Annotated in this window: 13 protein-coding genes; all 13 read right to left on the reverse strand. The window is 70.7% G+C overall.

Annotated features, from left to right (window positions below):
• Positions 1-40: 40 nt before the first annotated feature.
• Positions 41-952 carry a F0F1 ATP synthase subunit gamma gene (locus tag JSY14_RS02355; RefSeq protein WP_259557161.1) on the reverse strand — a complete coding sequence of 304 codons (912 nt, stop codon included), beginning with the start codon at positions 950-952 and terminating at the stop codon, positions 41-43.
• A 54-nt stretch (positions 953-1,006) separates the two neighbouring features.
• Positions 1,007-2,632: a F0F1 ATP synthase subunit alpha gene (atpA, locus tag JSY14_RS02360; RefSeq protein ID WP_259557162.1), complete on the reverse strand. Its 1,626-nt coding sequence runs from the start codon at positions 2,630-2,632 to the stop codon at positions 1,007-1,009.
• Positions 2,633-2,702: 70 nt separating this feature from the next.
• On the reverse strand, positions 2,703-3,518 hold the full coding sequence (locus JSY14_RS02365; protein WP_259557163.1) for a F0F1 ATP synthase subunit delta: 816 nt from the start codon (positions 3,516-3,518) through the stop codon (positions 2,703-2,705).
• A 10-nt stretch (positions 3,519-3,528) separates the two neighbouring features.
• Positions 3,529-4,077 carry a F0F1 ATP synthase subunit B gene (locus JSY14_RS02370; protein WP_259557164.1) on the reverse strand — a complete coding sequence of 183 codons (549 nt, stop codon included), beginning with the start codon at positions 4,075-4,077 and terminating at the stop codon, positions 3,529-3,531.
• Between the two features lie 11 nt (positions 4,078-4,088).
• Positions 4,089-4,322, reverse strand: a complete 234-nt coding sequence (atpE, locus tag JSY14_RS02375; protein ID WP_259557166.1) for a F0F1 ATP synthase subunit C — start codon at positions 4,320-4,322, stop codon at positions 4,089-4,091.
• Positions 4,323-4,466: 144 nt separating this feature from the next.
• On the reverse strand, positions 4,467-5,336 hold the full coding sequence (gene atpB / locus JSY14_RS02380; RefSeq protein WP_259557168.1) for a F0F1 ATP synthase subunit A: 870 nt from the start codon (positions 5,334-5,336) through the stop codon (positions 4,467-4,469).
• A gap of 136 nt (positions 5,337-5,472) precedes the next feature.
• The gene (locus tag JSY14_RS02385) at positions 5,473-5,931 is read right to left on the reverse strand and encodes a Cg1360 family ATP-synthase-associated protein (RefSeq protein ID WP_259557169.1); all 459 of its coding nucleotides are present in this window, start codon (positions 5,929-5,931) and stop codon (positions 5,473-5,475) included.
• Positions 5,928-7,058 (reverse strand): MraY family glycosyltransferase, encoded by a 1,131-nt coding sequence (locus JSY14_RS02390; RefSeq protein ID WP_259557170.1) that lies wholly within the window; start codon positions 7,056-7,058, stop codon positions 5,928-5,930. The genes JSY14_RS02385 and JSY14_RS02390 overlap by 4 nt, the downstream gene beginning before the upstream one ends.
• A complete protein-coding gene (locus tag JSY14_RS02395; protein ID WP_259557171.1) occupies positions 7,055-7,903 on the reverse strand; it encodes an L-threonylcarbamoyladenylate synthase in 849 nt (282 codons plus the stop codon). The genes JSY14_RS02390 and JSY14_RS02395 overlap by 4 nt, the downstream gene beginning before the upstream one ends.
• Positions 7,900-8,862 (reverse strand): peptide chain release factor N(5)-glutamine methyltransferase, encoded by a 963-nt coding sequence (gene prmC / locus JSY14_RS02400; RefSeq protein ID WP_259557172.1) that lies wholly within the window; start codon positions 8,860-8,862, stop codon positions 7,900-7,902. The genes JSY14_RS02395 and prmC overlap by 4 nt, the downstream gene beginning before the upstream one ends.
• On the reverse strand, positions 8,859-9,959 hold the full coding sequence (prfA, locus tag JSY14_RS02405) for a peptide chain release factor 1 (RefSeq protein WP_259557173.1): 1,101 nt from the start codon (positions 9,957-9,959) through the stop codon (positions 8,859-8,861). The genes prmC and prfA overlap by 4 nt, the downstream gene beginning before the upstream one ends.
• Positions 9,960-10,049: 90 nt before the next feature.
• Positions 10,050-10,265 carry a 50S ribosomal protein L31 gene (rpmE, locus tag JSY14_RS02410; protein ID WP_259557174.1) on the reverse strand — a complete coding sequence of 72 codons (216 nt, stop codon included), beginning with the start codon at positions 10,263-10,265 and terminating at the stop codon, positions 10,050-10,052.
• A 156-nt stretch (positions 10,266-10,421) separates the two neighbouring features.
• Positions 10,422-12,398, reverse strand: coding sequence for a transcription termination factor Rho (gene rho / locus JSY14_RS02415; RefSeq protein ID WP_432803592.1), 1,977 nt, complete (start codon positions 12,396-12,398; stop codon positions 10,422-10,424).
• Between the last annotated feature and the right edge of the window lie 231 nt (positions 12,399-12,629).

Genomic DNA, 12,629 nt, shown 5'->3' on the forward strand with positions numbered 1-12,629 from the left:
TGCTACTCCTGATGGATGGTCGAGGGCGTTCTCGGCGCTCTCAGCGTTCGGTGCGGCCGGAGCCCGCCAGGGCGTCGGCGCCGCCCACGATCTCCGTGATCTCCTGGGTGATCTCGGCCTGGCGGGCCGAGTTCGCCAGTCGGGTGTACTTCTTGATCTGCGTGTCGGCGTTGTCGGTCGCCGTCTTCATGGCCCGCTGACGGGCCGCGTGCTCCGAGGCGATCGACTGCATGAGGATGTTGACGATGCGGGAGGCCACATACCGCGGCACCAGCTCATCGAGCACCGACTCCGCGTCCGGCACAAAGTCGTACAGCGGGTAGGTGGCGCGCTGGGCCTCATCCGGCTCGGCCACCGCCAGCGGCACCAGGCGGGCGACCCGGGCCGACTGCTGGAAGCGGCTGACGAACTTGTGACCCACCACGTACAGCTCGTCGAGGTGAACGGAGTCGTCCTCGCTGAGGAGGCGCTCCGAGAGCACCTGGGCGATCTCACGCCCGAGCTCCCCGAGGTGTTCCTCCTGCACCGGGGTCCAGGACTGCACCGGCGGGCGGTTGCGGAACCGGTAGTACGAATCGCCCTTGCGGCCGACGACGTACATCTCCGGCTGCTTGCCCTCCTCGCGCAGGCGGTTCGCCAGCATCTCGGCCTCGCGGATAGCGCTGGGCGAGTACGAGCCCGCCATGCCCCGGTCGGCGGTGATCAGCAGGATCGCTACCTTCCCGGTCCGGCGGCGGTCCTGCTCCAGGAACGGGTGATGCGTATCCGTGGTGTGGGCCGCCACCGACCCGATGGCCCGCGTGATCGCCTCGGCGTACGGGGTGGTCGCGGTGACCCGTGCGTGCGCCTTGGAGATGCGCGCGGCGGCGATCATCTCCTGGGCCTTGAAGATCTTCTTCATGCCCTGTGCGGAGCTGATCCGCTTCTTGTAGACCCTCTGCTGGGCTCCCATGTCTCTCCTCGAGCGTGCTCGGCCGGTCGGTCCGTCGGTCCTGGGGACTTCGGGTCAGGCCTGGCCGCCGATCTTCTCCTGCTCGATCCGGTCAACGGCGATGGAGCCGTGCACGTCGTAGTTCGGGTCCTTGCCCTTGCCGGCGAGGAAGTCCCGCTTGACGTCGGCGAGGATCTTGGTGAGCTCCTCCTCCGTCGCGTCGTCGAACTTCTTGGTCTCGCGGATGGTGGACAGCACCGAGCCGTTGTGACGCAGGTGCTCCAGCAGCACGGACTCGAACTCGCGGACATCCTCCACGTCAATCTCGTCGAACTTGCCGGTGGTGCCGGCCCAGATCGACACGACCTGCTCCTCCACCGGGAACGGCGAGTACTGCTCCTGCTTGAGCAGCTCCATCAGGCGTGCGCCGCGGGAGAGCTGCTGCTTGGAGGCGGCATCCAGGTCGGAGGCGAACATCGCGAAGGACTCGAGGTCGCGGTACTGGGCGAGCGAGATCTTCAGCGTGCCGGAGACGGACTTCATCGCCTTGATCTGAGCGGAGCCGCCCACGCGGGACACCGAGATGCCCACGTCGACCGCCGGACGCTGGTTGGCGTTGAACAGATCCGACTGCAGGAAGCACTGGCCGTCGGTGATGGAGATGACGTTCGTCGGGATGTACGCCGAGACGTCGTTCGCCTTGGTCTCGATGATCGGCAGGCCGGTCATGGACCCGCCGCCCATGGCGTCCGACAGCTTCGCGCAGCGCTCCAGCAGACGGGAGTGCAGGTAGAAGACGTCACCCGGGTAGGCCTCGCGGCCCGGCGGACGGCGCAGCAGCAGGGACACGGCGCGGTAGGCCTCGGCCTGCTTGGACAGGTCGTCGAAGACGATGAGGACATGCTTGCCCTCGTACATCCAGTGCTGACCGATGGCGGAACCGGTGTACGGCGCGATGTACTTGAAGCCCGCCGGGTCGGAGGCGGGGGCGGCGACGATGGTGGTGTACTCCAGGGCGCCGGCCTCCTCGAGGGCGGCGCGCACCGAGGCGATGGTCGAGCCCTTCTGACCGACGGCCACGTAGATGCAGCGCACCTGCTGGTTCGGATCACCGCTCTCCCAGTTGGCCCTCTGGTTGAGGATGGTGTCGATCGCGATCGCGGTCTTGCCTGTCTGGCGGTCGCCGATGATCAGCTGGCGCTGGCCACGACCGATCGGGGTCATGGCGTCGATGGCCTTGATGCCGGTCTGCAGCGGCTCCTTCACGGACTTGCGCTGCATCACGGTCGGGGCCTGGAGCTCGAGGGCGCGGCGGCCGCTGGCGGCGATCTCCCCGAGACCGTCGATCGGAGCGCCGGTCGGGTCGACCACACGGCCGAGGAAGGCGTTACCGACGGGCACGGAGAGCACCTCGCCGGTGCGGCGCACCTCCTGGCCCTCCTCGATGCCGGCGAACTCGCCGAGCACCACGACACCGACCTCACGCAGCTCGAGGTTCAATGCCAGGCCCAGCGTGCCGTCCTCGAAGCGGACCAGCTCGTTGGCCATCAGGTTCGGCAGACCGGTCACGCGCGCGATGCCGTCGGCGGACTCGGAGACGCGCCCGACCTCCTCGCGCTCGGTGCTTCCGGCCTGGTAGGTGGACACCGCCGTGTCCAGGGCGTTCCGGATGTCCTCCGGACGGATCGTGAGCTCGGCCATCGCTGTGCTTCGCTTCCTTGGGTCTCGTCCCGGCCGTGCCGGGTGGGTGGGATCTGTGGTCTGTGGTCCGTCAGGAGGCCAGGCGCTGACGCGCCGCGGCCAGACGGGAGAGGACGGTGGCGTCGTAGAGGTCGTCGCCGACGCGGATGCGCAGCCCGCCGACGACGTCCGGGGAGACCTCGACGTTCATCTGCACGTCCTGACCGTACTTCGCGGCCAGGATGCGCCCGAGGCGAGCATGCTGATCAGGCGTCAGCGGACGGGAGGCCGTCACGATCGCCAGCAGGCGACGCCGCCGCTGCGAGGCGAAGTCCGCGAACTCCAGCACCCGACGGGCCGGCTTCAGGTCGCTGCGTCGCTGCACGGCACGACGGGCGAGGGCCGCGGTGACCCGGTGCACCCGTCCGTCGAGCAGACGGCCCAGGATCTCAGTGCGCCGACGGGGATCCTCCCGGGCGGCGTCGAGACCCGCGGTGAGCTCGGGGCTCCCGTCGATCAGACGGGAGACCTGGAAGAGCTCCTCCTCCACGCTCTCGAGAGCGCCTTCGCGGTCGGCCTGCTCCAGGAGGGCCTCGATGCCGACGTTCTCGAGGGCGCTCAGGAGGTCATCCTGCTCGGACCAGGTCGACGTGACGACGGCGAGCACGATCTCCAGCGTCTCCGGGCGCACCCGGTCGGCCAGGAGCGTGCGCACAGCGCTCTCCTTCACCGCGTCGGACCGGCCGGGATCGCTCAGCAACCGAACCATCTGGTTGCTGGAGTCGATCACGTCGGCGACGGAGAAGAGCTCGTCGGCGACCTCATCGAGGGGGGTGGGGGCGCCCACCCAGCCGGCCCGCGTCCCGCGGACGATGGCCTCGAGGCTCGCGGCGGAGGATCCTCGCATCACAGTTCCTTCATCGGGTGGCGGTCCCGGTCGACTCGAGGTCGTCCAGGAACCGGTCGATCACACGGCGGGCGCGCTCGTCGTCGGAGAGGGACTCGCCGACGATGCGGGCGGCCAGATCGCTGGCGAGGGTGCCGATCTCACCGCGGAGCTGATGCTCGGCGGTGGTGCGCTCGGCGGCCAGCTGCTGGCGGCCCGCGGTGAGCACCCGATCGGATTCGGCCTCGGCGCGGGCCTTGGCCTCCTCGACGATGCGGGCGCCGTCCTGACGGGCCTTCTCACGGATCGCCGCAGCCTCCTGACGGGCGGCGGCGAGCTCCTGCTCCTGGTTGTCCCGGAGCCGGTCGGCCTCCTGCTGCACCTGCTCGGCCTTCTTCAGGCCACCCTCGATCCGCTCGGCGCGCTCGTCCAGCACGGCGTTGAGCCGCGGCAGGATGAACTTCATGAAGACGCCAGCGAAGATGGCGAGGAAGATCAGCGTCCACACCAGCTCCTGGAGCTGCGGGAGCAGGATCTGCCAACCGGGCACCGCGGTCTCAGTGCCTTCGGCCAGATTCATCGTCGCCGACCTCAGCCCGCGAAGAGGAAGCCGGTGACGATCGCCAGGAGGGTCAGGATCTCGGTGAAGGCGATGCCGATGAACATGGTGGTCTGCAGCTGGCTGCGCAGCTCCGGCTGACGGGCCATCGACTCGGCGGTCTTGCCCACGATGATGCCGATGCCGATGCCGGGGCCGATGGCCGCGAGGCCGTAGCCGATCGACGCGACGTTGCCGGTGAGGGTGGCGAGGGTCGTGCTGTCCACAGGGGTTTCCTTTCGTTGTGCCACCGGGCGGCGGCGGGAGGATACGAAGGTCAGGGGGGTCGAGGCCCGGCCGGGGCCGGGAGGGGCGGTCAGCGCTCGGCGTGCCCGGCCGGAGCCGGGTGCACGGCGCGGGCCGCTCGAGGGTCAGTGCTCATCCGAGGTGGCCATCTGGATGTACACGGCCGAGAGCATGGTGAAGATGAAGGCCTGCAGGGCGGCGACGAAGATCTCGAAGCCGTAGATCCCGATCGCGAGGGCGCCGGACAGCGGCGCGATGGCCATGAGCCAGCTGCCGGAGAACAGCAACGCGTGCGTGATGCCGATGAACACCACCAGCATGATGTGGCCGGCGACCATGTTCGCCAGGAGTCGGATCGTCAGCGACCCCCAGCGGATCAGGACGACCTGCAGGAACTCGATCGGGATGAGCAGCAGGTAGATCGGCTTCGGCACGCCGGGGGGCATGGTCTCGTGCTTCAGGTAACCGGCGACGCCGTGCTTGCGCACACCGGCGATCACGTAGGTGGCGAAGGTCCACAGGGCCAGCACCAGAGGCATGCCGATGAGGGAGGTGCCGGCGAGGTTCAGGCCCGGCACCACACCCGCCAGGTTGAACGCCAGGATCGCGAAGAACATCGTGATGAGCATCGGAGCGAAACGGCGACCCTCACGCAGACCGAGGGTGTTCTCGATGATGTTCTTGTGCACGAACTCGATCATCAGCTCGACGATGCTCTGGGCCTTGCCGGGCACGAGGCGGGCCCGGGAGGCGATGATCCCCATCGTCAGCAACACGGCCAGGAGCACGATCAGACGCACCAGCTGCACGCGGTTGAACTCGAACGGGGTCCCGTCGAACAGGATGGCCGGCGGGTAGAACTCGCTGATGGAGGGAACGTGGAAGAACGTGTCCTCGCCCTCCGCCAGAAGGACTGCGTCGTCGACGGTGTTCAGGTCGCTCTCCCTCGTCGTGGCTCCGCCGGGTGGCGCCGGCAGGATGGCCGTGGTGGTCATCAGCACCCCGGACTCGCGGGGCGCCCACGGAGCGTGCAGGATCCCACCTGGCTCGGCGTCCGGGGGACGACGTATGGGGAATGGGATCCGACGTGCGCGTCCGTGCGTCGTACGTCGGGCTCGATCGTAGCAGAGCTCAGCGCTGTCCCGGGGCTGTCGGGACCTCGAGTCGGGGTCGCGTCCGGGCCAGCAGCAGACCTTCGGCGAGGGCCGGGACGACCGCTCCGAGCAGCAACGCCGCGGCGAGCCAACCGGCGGCGATCTCAGGCCGGCCGCGCACCACGATCAGGACGATGAGGACCACCAGGATCTTCACCATCCAGGTGCCCATGACCAGCATCGCCATCTGCACCACAGGACGCTGCAACCCCCAGCGGGCCGTCAGCAGTGACGGGAGGGAGACGACCGCGGCGAGCCCTGCCCCGACAGCTGCTCCCCCGAGCGCCCCCGGACCACCGGCCACCAGTGCGACGAGGATCACGAGCAGAGAGAGGGCCAGGCTGAGGAGCACCCCGACGGTGAAGGCGCGCAGCACCGAGCGGTCGTTGGCGTGACGGGCCACGGCCAGGCGGGCATCAGGGTCGGGTGCGGTCACGGGGTGCCTCCGGGAGGTCGGATCCGGCGGTGGCGCCGCCGGTTGAACAGGGTGAGGGGGTCGAACGTGAGCAGAAGCGCCAGGAGGATCCCGGCGACCCACAGGATGACGGTGGCGGGACCGTCGACGAACACCGGCATCAGCAACCCGGCGCACACCACGACCGTCCACAGGTACATGATCAGGACCGCCCCGTGCTTGGTGTGCCCGAGGGCGAGGAGGCGGTGGTGGAGGTGCAGGGCGTCGGCGTGGAAGGGCGAGCGGCCCGAGCCGATGCGCCGCACCACCGCGAGCGCGAAATCCAGGAACGGCACGACCATCACGCCGATGGGCAGGAGGATCGGAAGGAACTGACCGAAGAAGTCCGCGCCCGACAGCCGTTCCGGGTCGACCTGGCCGGTGACCGTGATGGTGGCGGCGGCGAGCATCAGCCCCAGCAGCATCGACCCGGAGTCCCCCATGAAGATCCGGGCCCGCGTGAGGTTGTGCGGAAGGAATCCCACACAGGCCCCGATCATCACCGCCGTCACCAGAGCGGCGAGCGAGGAGTAATCCGTCGCGGAGGCCCCACGGGTGAGGAGGTAGGCGTAGAGGAAGAACGCGCACCCGCCGATCGCCATCACCCCGGCCGCGAGCCCGTCGAGTCCGTCGACGAAGTTCACCGCGTTCATGCTGATGACGACCACCAGGACGGACAGCAGCAGGGCCGTTCGCGGCGAGAGCAGGATGATCCCGCCGATCGGCAGGGTCATCAGCTGGACGCCCTGCCACGCCATGAGCAGCGCCGCGAGGATCTGGCCGGCGAGCTTGGTCATCCAGTCGAGGTCCCACTTGTCGTCGGCCGCGCCGATCGCGCACACCAGGGCGGCGGCGGCGAGGATCGCCCACGGCTGGCGGGACTCGTCGAACAGGCGGTGGAGGAAGGGAACATGCGCGGCCACGAGCAGGGAGGTCGCGATCCCCGCGAACATGGCCACCCCGCCGAGACGAGGGGTGACGGTGTCGTGCATGTCACGGGCGCGCACAGCGGTCATGGCCCCAAGCCGACGGGCGAGCAGACGCGCCGCCGGGGTGCTCAGATAGGTGACCGCGGCGGAGAACAGAAGGAGGAAGAGGTAGATCCTCACCCGTCGCGGCGGGTCGGGAGCTCGTCGCTCGGTTCGGCGGCGGGCTCGGCGACGACGGGCTCCGCCTCGGCGTGCGCCGGCGCCTCCGCCTCGGGCTCCTCCCCGCCGGGCTGGTCGTCCACAGGCTGGTCGGCGGCGGGCTGGTCGGCATCGGGCTGGTCGGCATCGGGCTGCTGGATGTCCGACTCATCCGCCTCGGGCTCGGGCGCGGTGAAGATGTCGCCCACCGCGGCCACGATGTCCTCGCGGCTCAGAGCGCCCTCGCGCACGATCTCCGGCGGCTCCACGGTGGTGTCGATGATCGTCGAGGCGGTGCCGAGCCGGGCCGTCCCGCCGTCGAGGTACACCTCGACCCGGTCCCCGAGCTGCGTGGCGGCATCCAGGACGGTCGTCGCGGCATCGCGGCCGTGTCGATTCGCGCTGGAGACGGCGAGCGGGCCCGTGCGACGCAACAGATCGAGCGCCACCTCATGGTCGGGCATCCGCAGGGCGACGGTGCCGCGGGTCTCCCCCAGGTCCCAGTGCAGCATGGGCTGGGCAGTGAGGATCAGGGTGAGCGGGCCGGGCCAGAAGGCCTCCGTCAGCTGCTCGACGTACTCCGGGACGTCGATCGCGAGCGCCATCACCACGGCGGGATCGCCGACGAGCACCGGCGGCGGCACGTCTCGCCCACGGCCCTTCGCCTCGAGCAGCGCGTCCACGGCGTCGGGGGAGAACGCGTCCGCGCCGATGCCGTACACGGTGTCGGTGGGGAGGACGACGAGGCCGCCGTGGCGGATCGCCTCCTCGGCTGCATCGAGCGCCGTCTCGCGGGCTGCCGGGTCCTGGGTGTCGTACACGCTCACGGGGCCAGTCTCTCACCCCGGGCGCGGAGGGTGTCGGCGGCGCGGCGGGCGACGAGGAAGCGGTCCCGACCCGTGAGGTCCCGCTGGGTGCGGATCGCCGTCAAACGACCGTCGCGAACCGCCAGCTCGCGAAGCGCCGGGCCGTGGACATCCGCGTGCTCGATCACGACGAGCCCCCCAGGCAGGAGGATCTCGGCGGCGAGGGCGAGGACCGCGGACGGCACCAGAAGTCCGTCCTCCCCTCCCCCGAACAGGGCGAGGGGCGGATCGTGCAGGGCGACCTCGGGGTCCCGCGGGACGGCATCCGGCGGCACATACGGAGGGTTGCTGAGCACGGCGTCGACGGGACCGTCGGAGCGCAGCACCTGCGCCAGGGACTCATCGGTGACATCCCCGGCGAGGACCCGACCGCGCCCGGGTGCGACCGCATCGAGGTTCTCGCGGGCCAGCTCGACCGCCTCCGGGGAGAGATCGACCGCGGTCACGTCGGCCTGGGGGATCTCATCCAGCACGGCAGCGGCGAGGGCCCCGGATCCGGTGCACAGGTCCACCACCCGCACCATCTCGCCAGGCGTCGGCGCGGACCGCTGCCCCAGGTGCTCCAGGAGCAGATCGACGGCGAGTTCCGTCTCGGCGCGGGGCACGAACACCCCGGGCCGTACCGTGAGTTCGAGGCGGCGGAACGGCGCGGCGCCGAGGATCAGCTGCAGCGGCTCGCGCCTCTCCCGGCGGTGCACCAGAGGTTCCAGCCGGGCCAGGGCGCCAGCATCCACCTCCCGCACCAGGACGAGTGGGGTGTCCGTGGCGAGGACGTGCTCGATCAGTGCTCGGGCATCGGCCTCCGGGGACGGCACCTCGGCCGCGCGCAGCCGATCGGCGGTCTCGCGCAGCACGGCGCGCAGTGGTCGAGCTCCACCGGCGGCCCGGGCGGGCCGGGGGTCCTGCTCCGGCTGCGTCACGACGTCTCCTCGGGCTCCGCGAGGCGCGCGGCCCGCTCCGCCTGCCGGGAGGCCAGGACGAAGGCGTCGAGGTCCCCGCCGAGCACCTGCTCCAACGCATGGGATTTGACCCCGGTGCGGTGATCGGTGACCCGGGACTCCGGGAAGTTGTAGGTGCGGATCCGCTCCGAGCGGTCGAGGCTGCGCACCTGGGAGCGCCGCTGGGCCGAGGCCTCGGCGGCGGCCTCCTCTCGGTGGCGGTCCCGCAGGCGGGATCGGAGCACCCGCAGTGCCGCCTCCCGGTTCTGCAGCTGGCTCTTCTCGTTCTGCGAGGAGACCACGATCCCGGTGGGCAGATGCGTCACCCGCACCGCGGAATCGGTGGTGTTCACGCTCTGTCCGCCCGGGCCGGAGGAGCGGAAGACGTCGATGCGCAGGTTCGCGGGGGCCATCTCCTCGGCGAGGAGGCCGTCCTCGTCGGTCTCGTCGGCCTCCGGGATCACCAGCACGCCCGCGGCGCTGGTGTGCACCCGTCCCTGGGATTCGGTGACCGGGACGCGCTGGACCCGGTGGACGCCGCCCTCGTGCTTGAGTGAGGCCCACACCCCCTGTTCCGGGGTGACGTCCCCTCGGGCGCGGATCACCACGGTGGCGTCCTTGAGCCCCCCGAGTTCCGTGGGAGTCTCGCTGACGGACTCCATCGACCAGCCGCGGTGCTGTGCGTATCCGCGGTACATGCGCAGCAGATCGGCCGCGAACAGTGCGGCCTCCTCGCCTCCGGCACCGGCCTTGACCTCTAGCACCACGTCGCGGGCGTCGTCGGGGTCCCGCGGGGCCAGCAGATCCTCCAGGCGTCTGCGGCTGTCGGCGGCGGCGTGCTCGAGCTCCTCGGCCTCCGCGGCGAGCTCGGGGTCGGACTCCCCCAGTTCCCGGGCAGCGGCCAGATCATCCTCGTCCCGCTGCCACTGGGCGTGGGCCGCGGAGATCTGGCTCAACTCGGCGTAGCGCCGGCCCAGACGGCGGGCCCGCTGCGCGTCGGCATGCACGGCCGGGTCGGCCATTTCCCGCTCCAGCTGCGCGTGCTCGCGTAGCAGGGCGTCCAGGCGCTCACCGGCCATGCGTTCTCTCCGTCCCTCTGCTCGACCCTCTGCTCATGCGACGACGCCGGCGTCCCTCAGGTCGGGGGACGCCGGCGCCGATCGGGAAGCTTACTTTTCGTTCTTTGTACCGTAGCGGGCCTGGAAGCGGGCCACGCGGCCGCCGGTGTCCAGGATCTTCTGCTTGCCGGTGTAGAACGGGTGGCAGGCGGAGCAGACCTCGGTGCTGATCGCACCGGAGGTGACCGTGCTGCGGGTGGTGAACGTGTTGCCGCAGGTGCAGGTCACCTGGGTCTCGACGTACTCGGGGTGGATGCCCGTCTTCATGGTGTCTCCTTCTCTCGATCTCTGGGTCGGCCTCCGGGAGGGGCCGTGAACCAGAAACGGCGACCAGTGTGCCACGGGAGGCCGGTGCGCGGGAGCATCGGCCACCCGGACGTGACGCATCCGACGCCCTGCGGCGTCGGGGACGTGAGGGAACGGTCAGTCGCCCGCGCGCGATGGCACGCTGGGGGTGCTCTTCTGGACGGTGACCAGGAACTCCGTGTTCGACTGCGTCTTCTTGACGTACTGCAGCAGCAGCTCGAGGGCCTGCTGGGGCTCCTGGGCCCCGAGCACGCGCCGCAGCTTCCACATGACGGCGAGCTCCTCCTTGCCCATGAGCTCCTCCTCGCGGCGGGTGCCGGACGCGTTGACGTCCACGGCCGGGAAGATCCGCCGGTCGGCCAGGGAGCGGGACAAGCGCAGCTCCATGTTGCCGGTGCCCTTGAACTCCTCGAAGATCACCTCGTCCATCTTCGAACCGGTCTCCACCAGCGCGGAGGCGAGGATCGTGAGGGAGCCACCGTTCTCGATGTTGCGGGCGGCACCGAAGAAGCGCTTGGGCGGATACAGCGCCGAGGCGTCCACACCACCGGAGAGGATCCGTCCGGAGGCGGGGGCCGCGAGGTTGTAGGCACGGGACAGGCGGGTGAGGGAGTCCAGCAGCACCACCACGTCCCGGCCCAGCTCCACCAGTCGCTTGGCCCGCTCGATGGCCAGCTCGGCGACGATGGTGTGGTCCGACGCCGGGCGGTCGAAGGTCGAGGCGATGACCTCGCCCTTCACCGTGCGCTGCATGTCGGTGACCTCCTCGGGGCGCTCATCGACGAGCACGACCATGAGGTGCACCTCGGGGTTGTTCGTGGTGATGGCGTTCGCGATCTGCTGCATGATCATCGTCTTGCCGGCCTTCGGCGGGGCGACGATCAGGCCGCGCTGGCCCTTGCCGATCGGGGCGACGAGGTCGATGACGCGCTGCGAGACGGCGGTGGGGGCGGTCTCCAGACGCAGACGCTGATCCGGGTACAGAGGGGTCAGCTTGGAGAAATCCACGCGGGCGCGGGCGCGCTCCGGGGACATGCCGTTGACCGTGTCGACCTGCACCAGGGCGGCGAACTTGCCCGGGCCACCGCCCTTGCCGCGGCGCCGGCCGCCGTGCTGCGGCGGCTCGGTGGGCTGCTCCTCCCCCTCCTTGGGGGCGCGGATCTGCCCGACGATGGCGTCACCCCGCCGCAGCCCGTACTTCTTCAGCTGGTTCTGCGAGACGAAGACATCGCTGGTGCCGGGCAGGTAACCGGTGGTGCGCACGTAGGCGGTGCCGTCGCGCACATCGAGGATGCCGGCGACGGGCACCAGCTCCTCCCCCTCGCGCACCTCGGGATCGGCGTCCTCCTGCGGGCCCTGTCCGGAGGGACCGCCCTGGACCCCGTTGCCCCCGCGGCCGCGGCGCTTGCGATCGCGCGAGCGGTTGCGGGAGCGGCGGCCGCGTCGGTCGTCGTCGCCGTCCTCCCCGCGGGCGTCACGCCGGTCGCGATCCTCCCCGTCCCGGCCCTCACCGGAGCGGGCGGGCAGTTCGATGTCCTCGACCCGCTGGGGGCGGCGATGTTCACGCTCGCCGCGGTCGCCTCGGTCCCGGCGCTCCCCGCGGTCGCGCTGGTCGCTACGGTCGCGCTGGTCGCCTCCCTCGCGCTGGTCCCCGCGGTCGCGCTGGTCACGGTCACGCTGATCGATCTCACGGCGCTCCTGCGGCGCATCCTCACGCTGGGGCCGGTGGTTCTCGCGCGCATCGCGGTCCTCGCGCTGGCCCCGTCGGTCCTCACGCGGACGCTCCGGCAGCTCGATCCCGAGATCGCGCTGGTCCCGACGCGGCGTATCGCGCTCAGCGCCCTGCGGCGCCTGCGCTCGGTCGGTCGGCGCCACGGCGGGCGCGTCACCGCCAGGAGACGGCTGCGCGACCGGGGCCGCCGACGGGGCGGCACCGCCACGAAGGGCCTCGAGCAGCTCTCCCTTGCGCAGACGGCGATAGCCCTTGATACCGCGCGCGGCGGCGAGCTCCTGGAGCTCGGCGAGCTTCTTCGCGCCCAGGGACGCGGAGGAATCGTTGTGGTCCGTGGTGTCGGTCACCCGGTGTCCTTCCATGAGGGGCGGTGCCCCGTGCAGAGGTGGGGACGCGTCGCGCTGGGGCCGATGGCCGGGCGTGCGCGTCGTCGGCGTCGCAGTGCGGGACCTGCCGTGGTGAGGGGTCCCGGGGACTGCTCAGGCGGGATGGTGCGTCATTCCGCTCTCTCCGACGGCAGCGCAGGGGCGCCTGCCGGGGAGTCGGACGGGAATGCGCCGGAGGACGTCACGGCGGGGGCGGCCCCGCCCGCT

Source organism: Brachybacterium sillae, assembly GCF_025028335.1.
GTDB classification, from domain to species: domain Bacteria; phylum Actinomycetota; class Actinomycetes; order Actinomycetales; family Dermabacteraceae; genus Brachybacterium; species Brachybacterium sillae.